We start from the raw sequence: 15,060 nt of genomic DNA, 5'->3' as shown, positions 1-15,060 counted from the left end.
CACATCAGGCGCCGGTTGTTGGGCCGCTTTTTGATCAGCGATCGGCGTGCCGGCTTAGTGGACATTGTTAATAGCGATGATGCCGTTAGTGACTGCAATTTTGATCGTGTCGGCGGAGGTAGCCTTGTCGATCGCATTTGCAGCAAGTGTTGCCGCATCGCCAACAGCCACAATTTGTTGCTTTTTATCTGCAGCCGTGAGTGTTGGATCGCTTTGGATGGTTTGTTCAGCGTTCTTCGCGGCATTTGTTAATGCTTGTTTTTGGTGCGTCTTTTGGATTTCCAACGACTGGCCAACTCGGTGCACACTGTTAATGCCAATTTTACCGATCGCAAACGCGGCGTTGATGGCATCGGCTTTCTGTGCTGCATTGATGGCCGCTACGACTATTTGATTAACCTGATGAACGTCGTCGGTTTGTGTTTTTTTCTCCTTTGCGGTTAAGGTGACGTCGGTTTGAATGGTCTGAACGGCTTTAGCAGTCACAGCGTTTAGCTCTCGCTTACGTTGTACTTTTTGATCGGTAATAGAGAGGCCGGCTTGATAGGCGTTGGTGCAGTTAGTCATACCTGCAGTAGTTGCTGTGTGCACGGCATCAGCTGTAGCAGCAGTGGTGAGAATGGCTTGGATGGTGTGATCAATGTTGTCAACGGCCGCGGTTTGTTGCCGCTTGTCCACTATCGTTAAAGTGGGATCGTTTTTGATGCTTCGCTTGGTGCGGTCCACCTTTGAAACCAGCAATCGTTTCATGGCCGTTTTCTGATTGGCGAGCGGGGTGCCAGTCTGGTAACTATTGGTGATCGCAACCTTGCCGGCATCAAACGCGGCGTTGATGGTATCTGCCGACGTGGCAGCATCGATGTTGGCAAGGGCAGTTGCTTCTGCTTTGGCGATAGCCGTGAGTTGCTGTTGTTTCTCCGGTGTGGTTAGCGTCGGATCAGCCTGGATAGTCTTTTTGACTTTAGCAGATACGGAGCTAATGGCCTTCTTTTGAGCGGCTTTTTGGTCAGCAAGGGATGGCCCGTTTTGATGGGCGTTGGCTGCGGCAGTTGTTCCGGTTGTAGCGGCAGTGTTGATTGCATCAGCGGTGGCAGCAGCCTTAATAGCGGCCTGAGTTGTTTTTTCAATCTGGTTGACCGCAGTTATTTGCTGGCGTTTTTCCGCAGCGGTGAGGGTTGCGTCTACCTGAATGGCTTGTTTGACAGTTGTAGCTTTATCAGCGATTGCCTGGATCTGGGTGATTTGCTGCTGATCAATCGCGGTGCCGGCTTGATGAGTATTGTTGATGGCGATGCGGCCGGCAGCGGTTGCTGCATTGATCGCATCGGCAGTTTTAGCAGCCATGATGGTGGTTTGCGCCGTTTTCTGAGCATTGGTGACTGCGGTAGTTTGCTGCTGCTTTTCGGCAGTTGTCAAAGTAGGATCTGCTTGAATGGCCTGCGCAGTTTTGGCGGCTGCCTGAGCCAGCGCTTGAATTTGCGCGGCTTGTTGATCGGCGATGGCGGTGCCAGGTTGATGAGTCTTGGCGATGGTCATTTTGCCAGCAGCAAATGCGGTATTGATGTCATCAGCAGTTTTGGCCACCTCAACGGTCGTTTTGGCCGTTTCTCCGGCTTTGGCAGCGGCATTGGCTTGCTGGCTTTTCTCGGTAGCCGTTAAGGTTGGGTCGCTTTGAACGGTTTGGGCAACTTTAAGAACCTCACTGGCTAGTGAGTGCTTGCGGGTGGTTTTCTGGTCAGCGATAGGTTTGCCGGGTTGATGCGCTTGGTGAATGGCTGTCTTGCCAGTGGTAAACGCGGCGTTAATGTCGTCAGCAGTTTTGGCAGCATCGATGGCAGCTTGGGCAGCTTTATTGGCCGTGGTAACTGCAGCGGTTTGCTGCTTCTTTTCAGCAGCCGTTAGTGTGGCATCATGCTGAATGGCTTGATGGGTGGTGGCGGCTTCATGGTCAAGCGTTTGTTTCCGGGTAGCCTGTTGCGCGGCGATCGGGTTGCCAGGTTGATGAATTTTGGCGACGGTGGCTTGGCCTGCGACGAGCGCTGCCTTGATGTCATCAGCAGATTTTGCCGCGTCAATGACAGTTGCCGTTGCTTGTGCTGCCTTGGCTGCGGCATCGGCTTGTTGTTGCTTTTGGGCAGTCGTTAACGTGGCGTCGCCTTGGATCGCTTGGATGACTTTAGCGGCTGCGTTATCTAACGCCTGTTTTTGCGCTGCTTTCTGATCTGTCATGGCTTTGCCTGGGTGATGCGCCTTTTTAATGGCGGCTTGGCCAGCGTTGAACGCGGCACTGATTGCGTCAGCTGTTTTGGCAGCATCGAGCGTTGTTGCCGCCGTTTGACCTGCGTTATCAGCTGCGGCGGCTTGCTGCTGCTTTTCGGCAGTAGTCAAGGACGCGTCGTGCTGAATAGCTTGCTTGATCTTGGCGAGTTCCTGATTCAGTGCCTGCTTTTTGGCTGCTTGCTGAACGGCAATTGCGGCGCCGGGTTGGTGAGTGGTGGCCAAGTTGGCTTTGCCAGCGTCAAACGCGGCGTTGATGGCGTCGGCTGACTTGGCATTGTTAATGGCATTTGCAGCTGCCGTTTTGGCTGCCTCTGCATGATCGCTTTGCTGCTGCTTGTCGGTAGTGGTTAAGGTTGGGTCGGCTTGAATATTTTGCTGAATCTTAGCGAGCTCATTGGCCAGTGCCTGTTTTTGGGCATCTTTTTGATCAGCTAAAGGTGTGCCGAGTTGGTGGACTTTTCCAATATCGACTTTACCGGCATCAAACGCCGCATTGATAGCATCCGCGGTCTTAGCGTTATCGATTGCATCGCTAACCGTTTTGAAGGTACGGGCAACCTTATCGAGCTGGTGTTGCTTTTCAGCGGACGTCAAAGTCACGTCACCTTGGATGGTTTGCTCGGCTTGGGTGACGGCGTTGTTAAGCTGTTTCTTTTTGTTGCCTTTTTGGGTATTCAAAGGAAGGCCGACTTGATACGCTGCTGCGATGTTGTTTTTGCCAGTCGCGGTCGCGGCGTTGATCTGGTCGGCGGTGGTAGCAGCATCGATATTGTTCAGCCCGGTCGTCAAGGCTTTGGCGACTGCGTCAAGTTGGGTAGATTTTTCGGCAGTGGTCAAAGTAGGCGTATCTTTGATGGCTTGTTCAACTTGCTTGGATTGCGCAGTGAGCTGGGCCTTTTGCGCCGCCTTCTGATCATCGATTGCCATTCCGGATTGATGGGCTTTGTCGATGTTGTCTTGACTGACGGTGGCGGCTTGCTGAATCGCATCAGCGGTCACCGCCGCATCAATGGCTTGTTTACCAGTTAAAAGAGCCTGATCAACAAGCGCAGTCTGAGTTTTCTTTTCCGTGGCCGGCAATGTTGGGTCATGGATGATGCGATCAATCACGGCAGCTTGTTTGGCTTGTAGGGCCTGTTTTTGGCGGGCTTGCTGAGCGGCAATGGCAGCTCCGGATTGGTGGGCGTTGGTGATGTTGGCCTGACCCGCCGCTGCAGCTGTGTTGATGGCGTCAGCGCTAGTTGCTGCGTCAATGTTGGCTTCGCCAGTAGCTAGGGCAGCGTCGAGGCTAGTAAGTTGTTGTTGCTTTTGCGCCGTTGTCAAGGTCGGATCACCTTGAAGGCTTTGTTTGGTCTTATCGGCTGCATCGGCCAACACTTTCTTTTGCGCGACTTTTTGATCAGCCAGCGGTGTGCCTGATTGATGAGTTGAAGTGATCTTTTTGAGCCCGTTATCAGCCGCTTGGTTAATGGCATCTGCATCGGCAGCAGCATCAATTGCTGCTTTGGCATCCGTTAGCATCTGATCAGCTTGGCTTATTTGCCGCTTCATTTCTTTGTTCGTTAACGTGAGATCTTTGTTGATAACATCAGTGATTTCAGCGTGTTTGGAAGTCAACGCCTGCTTTTGCGCCGCTTTTTGATCGGCGATGGCGATGCCGAGTTGGTGCGCGTTGCTGATAGACGTTTTGCCAGCGGCCATGGCCTTGTTGATGGCATCAGCTGTTTTCGCTGTATCAACCGCAGTTTCACTATTAGCCAAGGCGGTGTCAACGTTGGCGACTTGCTGGGCCTTTTGCGTGGTTGTCAACGTTGGATCGCCTTGAATGGCTTGCTTAATATTGGCGGCATCATTTGCCAAGGCCTTTTTTTGCGCGGCTTTTTGGTCGGTTAACGGAACGCCGGGTTGATATGCGGCGGCAATTTTTTTGAGGCCGTCTGCGGTTGCCTGGTTGATTGCGTCTGCACTCACCGCGGCATCAACGATTGCACTGGCATCGGTCAATGCTTGATCGGCGATACTGATTTGGTGATTCGTTTCGGTCATGGTTAACGCGAGGTCTTTGTTGCTGACCTCGGCGATCCGATCGCGTTCAGCTTTAAGTGCTTGTTTCTGCGCAACTTTTTGGTCAGCTAATGGCGTTCCCGGGTGATAAGTCGCAGCAATTGCTTTTAAACCATCTTCGGCGGCTTGGTTAATGGTATCTGCATCGGCAGCCGTATCGATAGCCGCCGTGGCATCAGAAAAAGCCTGATCAGCTTGGCTAATCTGGTGCTTCTGGGCCTCACTTGTCAGTGTCAGATCCTGATTAATGACATCAGTGATTTTATCGTGCTTGGCTTGCAACGCCTTTTTCTGCGCTGCTTTTTGATCGGCAACGGCGACCCCGGATTGCGGGATCTTGTTGATCTTGTCTTTGGCGGCTGCCGCAGCTTTGTTGATCTTGTCGGCATTGCCAACAGCGTCAATGCTCGCTTCGCCATCTGTCAAAGCGGTATCAACGCTCGCAAGTTGCGTTTGCTTTTCTGCGGTTGTCAAAGTCGGATCGGCTTGAATCGTTTGCTTAGCGTTGGCGGCTTCGGTTGCCAGCATTTTTTTCTGTGCGGCTCTTTGATCAGCTAACGGGATGCCGGGTTGGTAGGCGGCCGTGATTTTTTGTAGGCCATCATCGGCTGCTTGCACGATGCCATCCGCATCAGTGGCAGCATCAATGGCCGTTTCGGCAGCTGCTAACGCCTGATCGGCCGTATCCGTTTGGTGAGTGGTTTCAGCCATCGTTAACGTCAAATCTTTAAAACTGATGTCCGCAATCTTATCGCGCTCGGTTTTCAATGCTTGTTTCTGAGCGGCTTTTTGATCGGCGAGGTCGGTTCCGCGTTGATGAACATTTAAAATGGCAGACGCACTAGTTACTTCAGCTTTGTTGATTTTGTCAGCAGTAATGGCTGTATCAATGGCAGCTTCGCCATCTTTTAACACTGTATCAACGCTAGCAAGTTGGATCTTCTTTTCAGCAGTTGTCAAAGTTCGATCACTTTGAATGAATTGCTTAGCCTTGTCAGCTGTATTTGCCAAGGCTTGCTTTTTCGCAACTTTTTGGTCAGCTAAGGGAACTCCGGGTTGATAGGCAGCGGCGATTTGCTTCAAACCACTTGCGACCGCTTTGTTGATGGCATCTGCGCTTGCTGCTGCATCAACGGCCGCACTGGCATCGGTTAGCGCCTGATCGGCAATGCTGGTTTGTTGCTTCGTTTCAGCAAGCGTTAGCGCATAATCCTTATAACTCACGTCCGCAATTCGGTCGCGTTCGGCTTTCAAGGCCTTTTTCTGTGCCGCTTTTTGGTCAGCTAAAGAAGCTCCCGGTTGATAAGCGTCGGTAATCTTTTGTAGCCCGTCTGCTGCCGCTTGATTGACGATATCTGCCTCGGCTGCTGCATCAATGGCTGCATTAGCCGCTGATAGTGCCTTGTCGGCTTGGGCAATTTGATCGTTCGTTTCTTGCATTGTTAGTGTCAGATCTTTGGTGCTGACGTCGGCAATTTCATCACGCTTGGTTTTCAATGCTTGCTTCTTTGCGGCTTTTTGGTCAGCTAAGGGTACGCCGGATTGATGCACTTGATTGACGCTGATTTTACCAGCTGCAAGAGCCTTGTTGATTTTATCAGCAGTATTGGCTGCATCAATGGCGGTTTCCCCATCTGTCACGGCATTGTCAACAAGGCCGAATTGCTTTTTCCTCTGTGCAGTTGTCAAAGTCGGGTCTTTTTGAATGGTTTGCTTAGCACTGGTTGCTGCATTGGCGAGTGCGTTCTTTTGGGCGGCTTTTTGGTCAGCTAAAGGCACGCCTGGTTGGTAGGCCGCAGCAATCTTTTTCAAGCCGTTTTCGGCAGCCTGACTAATGCCGTTTGCATCACTGGCCGCATCAACCGCCGCCGTTGCATCTGCCAAGGCCTGATCAGCAGCGAGCGTTTGTTGCTTCGTTTCAGCCATCGTTAACGCATAATCTTTATAACTCACATCGGCAATCTGATCGCGTTTGGCTTTTAACGCCTGCTTTTGTGTCGCCTTTTGATCGGCCAGTGGCGGACCGGATTTGTGAATGTCGTCAATTTTGGCCTTTGCCGTATCGAAAGCCGCAATGGCATCACCGGTTTTAGTTGCTTGGTCAATCGCGGATTTTCCGTTCTGAAGCGCTTGATCAATCGCATCGCACAATTGCTGGCGTTGCGCATTCGTCAATGTGGGATCTTGATTAATAGCGTTTTTAGGTGCGGTGATCGTGGGGGTCAGATTGTTTTTTAAGTTTTCTTTCACCGTGTCTAATCCCGGGGTAAAGCTAAACGATTCAAAGTCGAACACATGTTGATTCATTTTGCCGCCAGTTGATCCGGAGATGAACATCGACAGTTGATCGTTTTTGATATAGGGTGCTGCATTGAATTTAATCGTCGCACCGCTTCCGGTGACGGTCATGATCCGGTTGTCACCATCGTAATTGACAATCAACTCGGAATATTGGCCGTTTGCGCCCTGAATTTTGGCGTGACTCACGCCTTCGCCACCGTCAACGCCAGCTACTTGGTTACCTTTTGCGTCGTCAGTGTAGATAACGTTCATTTGGTTGGCGCGATAAACATCTGGCAAAGCTCCCTCTGTCCGAACGCCGTTATAATACACATCGAATTTAACCCCAAAAGCGTTTTTTAGCCCGCCTAAGCCAAAAGCATTTCCGGCATCACCAAGCACACCGGGTTTCGTATCGGCGAATCCAAAAGCCACCCCATCAGCACCGTCTGGGTCATCGCCCAGATACAACCGGCCCTTGAGTGTGAAACTCTGGCTCATATCGATCTTGGTGTTTAAGGCAACGCTCCCTGTTCGATCGGGTAAGTTAGGCGTGAGTTGCACTTGCGTCTTTGAATCTTTGGGATAAAAAGAGGCTGAACCGCTGAGTTTAAAATACTGGGAAAACTCATTAGGTCCAACCTTAATTGAAACATCTGTTATTGAAGTTGCGTAAACGGGAACGGCCTCGCAAAGCTGTGGAACGGCTAAGCTGCCGATGATGCCAAACGAGACTGAGATCAGTGCGGTTATCCAGAACTTACCGCTTTTGTAGCGTTTGTAATGTACTTTCGAGTCCAACTTTTCTCTCCTGAATGGTATTAGGTCTGACACATTTTCGCGTTACAACCTGATTTAGCAACTAGCATAGCATATATTACCAATTGAACAAGACAATTTTTGCAATTGGTTGAGACTCGTTGATTAACAAACTTATGTTATTTAAAAATAGCTGCATGTCTGGTATAAAAAGTAGCTCGACTGAATTTTTAGTATGTTGAATGTTCAGTCTTTAAAAACGACAGAACGTGATCAACGCGCCTGCTTCCGCTTCCGCACCACATAACTATCCAGTAAAATCCGACTCATCACTTGCAATGGCAAACGCGAAGCCACTTCATATTTGTCGAAATAGGCGGCCTTTGATTTATAGCCCACAAATAATTCATCAGCGTATTGGACAATGGGCGCTTCGGCGTTGGTCGTCAAAATGATTTGCGGGATATCGCGTGCTGCCAGCGTTTTGGCGGCGGCGACGAGTTCAGGCGTTTCACCGTTCAAAGTAATCATGAGGGCGACTGCTTTTGGACTGATCTGTCCGGCAATGGTTTGAATAATGTTGGGATCACTGAAAAATTCGGCATACTTGCCAAGCAGCTGAAGTTTTAGCGTGATCTCAGAGGCGATCGATTCTGACAAGCCGCGGGCGAGTACCAGAACGATCTCGGCTTTGGCGAGCAATTGCACCGAATCTTCAATGACGGAAACTTTCAAATTATCTAGGGTGTTGTGAACCTCGATTTGATTTTGCATAATCACTTTTTTAATCTGGTCATCCACCTGATCAAGGATGCCAAAAGGTTCAGCATCCCCAATGCGTTTCAACAAGTCATGCCGAAATTCGGTATAGCCGTTGAAGCCTTTTTTCTTCATGGTTCTGACAATGGTGGCGGGCGACACATTGGCAGCGGCGCTTAACTGTGTGATCGAGGCGTTGACGACTGTCTGCTGGTGGTTTTCGATGTAATCCCAAAGATACGCTTCTGTTGGACTGAGTGTGGCCATAAACAACCTCCTGAAAAACATTTTCGATCCGGTACCAAAATCGCTGAAAGCAGAAAACTCTTTTCGAATGAAAGCGGTTAACATAGAAATAAGCAAAAACGAATGACATGAAGGAGCGGTTAATTTGATTTATACCCTGACGTTAAATCCGGCCATTGATCTTTTTATTAAAACCCAGACAATGGCGCCCAATACGGTGAATCGGACAGATAGCTATGATATTCAGGCGAATGGGAAAGGCGTCAATGTCAGCTGTATCTTGAAGCGGCGCGGTGTGGATAATGTCGCGCTTGGCGTAGGTGGCGGCTTTACGCTGGATTATATTGCCGATTTTTTGACGCAGCAGGGCATTCGCAATCATTTTTATAAAGATGCCGGGTTTACCCGGATTAATGTGTTTACGCGGGTCGTGAGTGACAACACGGAATACAAACTGGTCAATCCCGGCCCCGAAATTAGCCCAGCAACATTAAAACAATTATATCAACAACTGACCACGCTGGGTGCTGAAGATTGGCTCTGCGTCTCGGGTAGTTTTGCGCAGGGCATTGAGCCGAGTTTTTTGCTGAAGCTGGGCGCCTTGAGTCAGGAGCGGGGTTTTCAGCTGATCATCGATAGTGCTTATCCTGAAGCCGTCGAAGCCTTGGCGTATCGGCCACTGTTAGTGAAGCCAAATGATGCGGAGTTGATGAGCTGGTTTGATCAATCCGGCGCGGCTGATCTGGCGACCATGGTGGCTTTAGGGCATCGGGCACTGGACGCCGGGGCGCAGAATGTTCTGGTTTCACTGGGCGCTGAGGGAGCGTTGTTCATGAATCATGAAGTTACGCTGGTTGGCAACGCCCCTAAAATTGACGTGCTCAACACGGCAGGCGCAGGTGACACCATGCTCGGCACCTTTTTAGCCGGGTTGTATCAAAAGCAAGATTTAGCGGCCACTTTGAAATTAGCAATTGCGGCCGGCAGTGACACGGCCCGGCGCGCGTGGATTACGGATTTTACCCAGACAGATGAATTACTGACGCAAATTGAGATCAAGCAATTGGAGGGTTAGAGAATGGCAAAATATGATTTGATTGCGGCAACCGGCTGTGCGACCGGCATCGCGCATACTTATATGGCGCAAGAAGCGTTGGAACAGGCTGCCAAAAAGATGGGCCTAACGATCAAAGTGGAAACACACGGACAGACCGGCGTGGATGATCCGTTGACGCAGGCTGAGATCTCAGGGGCCAAAGGGGTTGTCATCGCTTCGGACATTGATGTGGACGCCGATCGGTTTGCCGGTAAGCCGCTGGTCAATGTTCCGGTGGCAGCGGGCATCCGTGAGCCGGACAAACTCATCAAGGAAGCCTTAAGTGACAGTACGCCGGTTTATATGCCAAAAGGCGGGACAGCCAAGGCTAGTGCCGATGAAAACGTTGAAACCAGCACTGCCGGCATTGGCAACAAGATTTATACCAGTTTAATGAACGGGGTTTCGCACATGCTGCCGCTGGTGGTTGCCGGCGGGGTGTTGATCGCTGTTTCATTTTTCTGGGGGATTTACTCGGCTGACCCGAAGAATGCCGAATACAACCAATTCGCGGCCATGCTCAATGCGGTCGGCAGTGCAGCGATGGGCTTGATGGTGCCGGTCTTAGCAGCATACATCGGTGAAGCCGTGGCGAAGCGGTCTGGCTTAATTGTCGGCATGGCAGTCGGGATGATCGCTTACAACGGCGGCAACGGGTCCGGATTCCTAGGCGCAATTGTCGGTGGCTACATGGCCGGACTGGTTATTTTAATGTTACAAAAAGTGTTTGCCTTTATGCCTGACAAGGAATTTCGCGGCTTAAAAGCGATTTTCCTTTATCCAGTATTAGGGGTCTTCATCGCTGGCTCGACTATGTATCTCATCAACACGCCAATGAAGGCGATGAATCTCGGCTTGATGGCGTGGTTAAAAGGACTTGAAAGTTCCAGCCCGATTATTTTAGGCGTTGTGGTCGGCGTCATGTGTGCTGCCGACTTTGGCGGTCCGATTAACAAAGCTGCGTATCTGACAGGCACCGCGCTGCTGGCCCAAGGTAATTACTTTTTCATGGCGGGTGTGTCAGCTGCCTGCATCGCACCACCACTGGCAACCACGATTTCGGTTTTGCTGAATCCTAAAGCTTACAATCGTGACGAGCGCAGTGCCGGTTACGTCAATGCTTTGCTAGGGTCGACGCATATTACCGAAGGCGCGATTCCGTTCGCAGCCAAAAATCCACTGATGAACATTCCTGCATTTATGGTCGGCTCAGCGATTGCGGCAGTGTTGACGTACATGTCACGCATTCAGGTGCCGGCACCCCATGGCGGGTTCATCGTTTTGCCACTGGTGAACAAACCGTTTCTCTGGGTCGCCTGGATTCTGGTTGGTGCCGCTGCATCAGGTGTTCTTTTGGCCATGATTGCCGGACGCTCTGCTAGAAAACGCGGCGTGAAAACCGGTGTTGTTGAAGCAGCCGTAGCAGCGGAAGGAGATGCAGACGATGCGACCGCGGCACCAGTGAAGGTTGACCCGGCGCGCAACCAGCCGGCGCCGGTCGATGATCAGGCCAACGAAACCTTTGACCCGAGTGACATTTTGAGTAAGGAAAATATCGAAGTTGACGTACCTGCGAAAACGCGTGACGATGTTTTACACTATTTGGCGGACATGGCGGTTAAGAATGGCCTTGCTACAGATGCCGATGCAATTTTCGAAAAGTATGTTGCCCGTGAAGAGGAAGGTTCGACTGGGATGGAAAAAGGCATCGCCATTCCGCACGCTCAGGATGCCACGATTAAGCAGTCGGCAATGCTGGTGTTGCATTTGGCACAGCCGGTTGATTGGAAGACTTTTGATGGTAAACCGGTGACAGCCGTGATTTCGTTTTTGATTCCGGAGCATGATAGCGGTAGTCATTTGAAGTATTTGTCGAATACGGCGAAGTTGCTGACGCATGAGGATTTTGTCAAGGCGTTTCAGGCGGCGCGGACGCCGGATGCTTTGTATGCGTTGTTTAAGCGGTAGGGTGTTTGTTGGTGGAGAAGTCTCCCGATGTTGTGGGAGGCTTTTTTGCGTTGGGGGATGTTCTATTGGCGGCAAATAAGGAGGTGGACTTTCGTGTTCTATAACGCGTTCGCTGGCGCAGGAGCCTGCGTGTAAGGACCTTGGTCGCAATGGCAAAGAGCGCCATCACGCCCAAGGCCACTTACACTCCGACTCCTAAGCGCGCCAGCTCACGCTCACAAAAAGCAGACCGCTGGGTGGGCGGTCTGCTGGGGGTGTCTGATCGTTTGGGGGACGATCGACGATTTCTACTTTGGAGGAGTAAAAATGAAAAAGTTGGGTTGGGGTTTGTAGGAATGAGTGGGTGGCTCATTTCTATGTTTCTTATACTACAGACAGGCTGTGAATGAAATGTGAAGGCAAATGCAATATTTTATTATATCTTTGTGGTGATTGTGTTCACATTTGAATTCACCGCTTGCGTTGCCGAGGTTGGTTAGTTTGGCGGAGGGTTAATTAACGAAACAAACGTTCTTTATGCAAATCCGAACATTTCGTGTTAAACTTTTTTCAGCAGTACAAGTCGCCTTAGGGGCCAAGGTAAGTGGGGTGGTAACATGAAGAAGCAACATATCGTTGTACGGGTTCGCCGTCCGGATGGGTTGGTTTTGGACTTCCGGTTACCAAAAGATGTTACGCATGCAATTAAGGTAAGTCCGCAAACTGACTGGTTTGAGCGGCTGCGCGGTGGACTGATTGTCGCACCAATGGCGCCATACGTCGGTAAAGGGCATACCGCATTTTTCATCGGCCGGATTGAACGGGTTTATTATTCGGGAAGGCAGTTAAAACGCTTTACGCGAAGCCAGTTTCTGTTGCCAGATGTCTGGCGCGAGCAGGATTTACTTGAGAGCTTCACGTTCTTGCGGCATGATCATGCATGGTTGAATCGTTTGTACATTAAAGACGATCTGCGCTATTGGTATCACGATGCGAATTCGCGCATTTTGACCAAAATCCGTGATTGGCATTGTAAAGTGGTTTATCGGCGTTTTCAAAGCAGCCGGCAAGGATTGATTCCCAATTTCTGATCGGAACCGCAAAAATAGTAATAGGTAACAGACTATTAAAAAGCAGGTCAAGGCGGCCTGCTTTTTAGATACCTAATTTATAAAAAGTACTGACCAGTCAGAATTGCCAGGAGAACGAGCAACCCTGGCAAGAGATTGGAGATCCGAATCTTGGTGATGTCCATGAGGTTCAAGCCGATGCCCAAAATCATCAAGCCGCCGATCGCGCCGATTTCGCGCAGGGACGTCGCCAACAAGGTTTTGGGAATGAACTGGACTAGGAAACTGGCTAACAATGTGATGGTACCTTGATACAAGACCACGGGAATGGCAGAGAACATAACGCCGACGCCAAGTGAGGCGGTCATCATGATGGCCATGAAGCCATCCATGACTGCTTTCGTGTAAAGTGTGGCGTTATCACCGGACACGCCGGCCTGGATCGCGCCCAGAATGCTCATGGCACCGATGACGGCGATTAACGTCGCGGTGACGAAACCCTCTGCAAAGTGGCTGTTGCCTTTTGCAAAGCGTTCCTGCAGTTTGAGGCCGAGATGATTCATGCCGTCTTCGATATGCAGCCACTCACCCAACAAGCCGCCGAGACACAGGCTAATGATGATGACAATGAAGCTTTTGGTCTGCAACGCCATCTGAATGCCTAGCGCAAACGTGCCAAGTCCCAGACTTTTGGTAATCGTATCCTTGGCGTTGTCGCTAATATTGTGCAAAACCAGCCCAAGCAGACCGCCGCCGATAATGGTTAAGCCGTTGACAATGGAACCCATGAACATCATTGTTTTTCTCCACCTTGTGTGTATGATTGCCATCACTGACCGAACCATCATAGCATGTTTTCAACAGAGCGCGAACTGGCGCGTTCAGAAACCGGAGTGTAAGTGGCCTTGGGCGTGATGGAGGTTTTTGCCATTGCGCCCAAGGTCCTTACACGCAGGTTTCTGCGCCAGCGAGCGCGTTTCAGAGACGCAGCAGAGAACTTGTGTCTAGAGGACCTTACACGCAGACTCCTGCGCCAGCAAACGCGTTTCAGCCCATCAATAACAGCAGGTTTTTCCCAATCGCCCGGTTGCTTCAGGTAAAATAGAGGGGAAACCAATTTGGCACGCAGAAAAATTCGTTTTGTTGAATGAAAAGCTTGCAAAAAACAAACGCATGTTCGATAATGTAACTAGTGTATTTTAAGCGTTATAGACGCGTAATTAAGGAGACAAATATGGCGAAAAAAACGACCACAAAGAATGCGAATACAAAATCTGATACCACAGATCGCGAAACCGAATTAGAAAAGGCGCTGCAGAAAATCAAGAAGGCGTTTGGTGAAGGCGCCGTGATGAAAATGGGTGATCGGCCGGAACTGAAGGTTGATGTTGTTTCGACTGGCATTCTTTCATTAGATTTGGCACTTGGTGTCGGCGGGTTGCCACGCGGCCGGATTGTGGAAATCTATGGTCCTGAAAGTACCGGGAAAACCACAATTGCGTTACAGACGATCGCCGAGTTGCAAAAATCCGGCGGCAAGGCGGCTTATATTGATGCCGAAAACGCGATGGATCCAAAATATGCGGCTGAACTTGGGGTTAACATTGATGATCTTTTGTTATCCCAGCCAAACTCGGGCGAACAGGGATTGGAAATTGCTGAAATGCTGATCGAATCCGCCGCCGTTGATATTGTCGTGATTGATTCCGTTGCCGCTTTGGTTCCCAAGGCTGAAATTGAAGGCGCCATTGGTGACAGTCATGTCGGCTTACAAGCGCGGTTAATGTCGCAAGCACTGCGTAAAATGGCCGGGTCGATTAACAATACCAATACATTGGTCATCTTTATCAATCAATTGCGGGAAAAAGTCGGTGTGATGTTTGGTAATCCGGAAGTCACGCCGGGCGGACGCGCTTTGAAGTTTTATGCCTCGGTTCGTATTGAGGTTAAAAAGGGCCAGCAAGTCAAGGATGGCAAAGATGTGATCGGTTTTGCCAGCAAGCTGAAGGTTACCAAGAACAAGGTGGCGCCACCATTTAAGACGGTTGAAACCACGATGTCATTTGGTCATGGGATTGAGCACAACACCGACATGATCAACTTAGTGACGGAAAAAGACAGTAAATTTGACGTCATTACGAAGTCAGGATCCTGGTATAACTACGGCAAAGAGCGTTTGGGCCAAGGCCTTGTGAACGCCTCCCATTATCTTGATGAACATCCGGAAATTTCTAAGGAAATCGAAGCCAAAATCCGTGAACAGGCCGCACCTAAGAAGCCTGAAGAAACGGACGACGACAAGAAGGACGCTAAAAAAGACGTCAAGTCAACCGACGAAGCCAAGACTGAAAAGCCAGCTGAGACCGATGAAAAGCAGGATGACAAGAAAGATGATCCATCAAGCTTTGGCGTTGACCGGTTAGTTTAAGTATCACGTTGATTAGTTTCGAAAAGTTATCGGTCCACAACAAAAGGCTCGCTGCCAAAACGCAGCGGGCCTTTTTTGGGGTGATGATCGGATGGGGGCCAATCATCTTTTTCTTTGGAGGAGAAAAATGA

The 15,060-nt window shown here is 50.1% G+C and carries 7 protein-coding genes and 1 pseudogene; 5 read left to right on the top strand and 3 right to left on the bottom strand.

Annotated features, from left to right (window positions below; genetic code table 11):
• Positions 1-54: 54 nt before the first annotated feature.
• Together LACSTY_RS12905 and LACSTY_RS12900 are read right to left on the bottom strand one after the other, a co-directional pair.
• Positions 55-7,425 (bottom strand): DUF1542 domain-containing protein, encoded by a 7,371-nt coding sequence (locus LACSTY_RS12905; RefSeq protein WP_087912922.1) that lies wholly within the window; start codon positions 7,423-7,425, stop codon positions 55-57.
• Positions 7,426-7,656: 231 nt separating this feature from the next.
• Positions 7,657-8,409: a MurR/RpiR family transcriptional regulator gene (locus tag LACSTY_RS12900; RefSeq protein ID WP_087912921.1), complete on the bottom strand. Its 753-nt coding sequence runs from the start codon at positions 8,407-8,409 to the stop codon at positions 7,657-7,659.
• A gap of 124 nt (positions 8,410-8,533) precedes the next feature.
• On the opposite strand from LACSTY_RS12900, the gene pfkB reads away from it, so the two are divergent.
• The 4 genes and pseudogenes from pfkB to LACSTY_RS12885 all read left to right on the top strand — a co-directional run bounded on the left by pfkB (position 8,534) and on the right by LACSTY_RS12885 (position 12,522).
• On the top strand, positions 8,534-9,463 hold the full coding sequence (pfkB, locus tag LACSTY_RS12895; RefSeq protein WP_087912920.1) for a 1-phosphofructokinase: 930 nt from the start codon (positions 8,534-8,536) through the stop codon (positions 9,461-9,463).
• Positions 9,464-9,466: 3 nt separating this feature from the next.
• The gene (locus LACSTY_RS12890) at positions 9,467-11,452 is read left to right on the top strand and encodes a fructose-specific PTS transporter subunit EIIC (RefSeq protein WP_087912919.1); all 1,986 of its coding nucleotides are present in this window, start codon (positions 9,467-9,469) and stop codon (positions 11,450-11,452) included.
• A gap of 236 nt (positions 11,453-11,688) precedes the next feature.
• Positions 11,689-12,052: pseudogene (locus tag LACSTY_RS14775) on the top strand (hypothetical protein).
• Entirely contained in the window at positions 12,049-12,522 is a 474-nt protein-coding gene (locus LACSTY_RS12885) for a DUF7679 family protein (RefSeq protein ID WP_087912918.1), read from the top strand. The pseudogene LACSTY_RS14775 and the gene LACSTY_RS12885 overlap by 4 nt, the downstream one beginning before the upstream one ends.
• Before the next feature lie 77 nt (positions 12,523-12,599).
• On the opposite strand, the gene LACSTY_RS12880 is transcribed toward LACSTY_RS12885, so the two are convergent.
• The gene (locus LACSTY_RS12880; protein ID WP_047107059.1) at positions 12,600-13,298 is read right to left on the bottom strand and encodes a DUF554 domain-containing protein; all 699 of its coding nucleotides are present in this window, start codon (positions 13,296-13,298) and stop codon (positions 12,600-12,602) included.
• A 437-nt stretch (positions 13,299-13,735) separates the two neighbouring features.
• On the opposite strand from LACSTY_RS12880, the gene recA reads away from it, so the two are divergent.
• On the top strand, positions 13,736-14,929 hold the full coding sequence (recA, locus tag LACSTY_RS12875; RefSeq protein ID WP_087912917.1) for a recombinase RecA: 1,194 nt from the start codon (positions 13,736-13,738) through the stop codon (positions 14,927-14,929).
• Positions 14,930-15,060 lie beyond the last annotated feature (131 nt).

It is taken from the genome of Lacticaseibacillus styriensis (assembly GCF_030770295.1).
GTDB lineage: Bacteria > Bacillota > Bacilli > Lactobacillales > Lactobacillaceae > Lacticaseibacillus > Lacticaseibacillus casei.
This window is presented reverse-complemented; position numbering and strand designations above follow the sequence as displayed.

Coding starts and splice junctions, on each gene's coding strand:
- LACSTY_RS12900 (WP_087912921.1), bottom strand. CDS start 8,409: ATGGCCACACTCAGTCCAACAGAAGCGTATCTTTGGGATTACATCGAA.
- LACSTY_RS12890 (WP_087912919.1), top strand. CDS start 9,467: ATGGCAAAATATGATTTGATTGCGGCAACCGGCTGTGCGACCGGCATC.
- LACSTY_RS12885 (WP_087912918.1), top strand. CDS start 12,049: ATGAAGAAGCAACATATCGTTGTACGGGTTCGCCGTCCGGATGGGTTG.
- LACSTY_RS12880 (WP_047107059.1), bottom strand. CDS start 13,298: ATGATGTTCATGGGTTCCATTGTCAACGGCTTAACCATTATCGGCGGC.
- recA (WP_087912917.1), top strand. CDS start 13,736: ATGGCGAAAAAAACGACCACAAAGAATGCGAATACAAAATCTGATACC.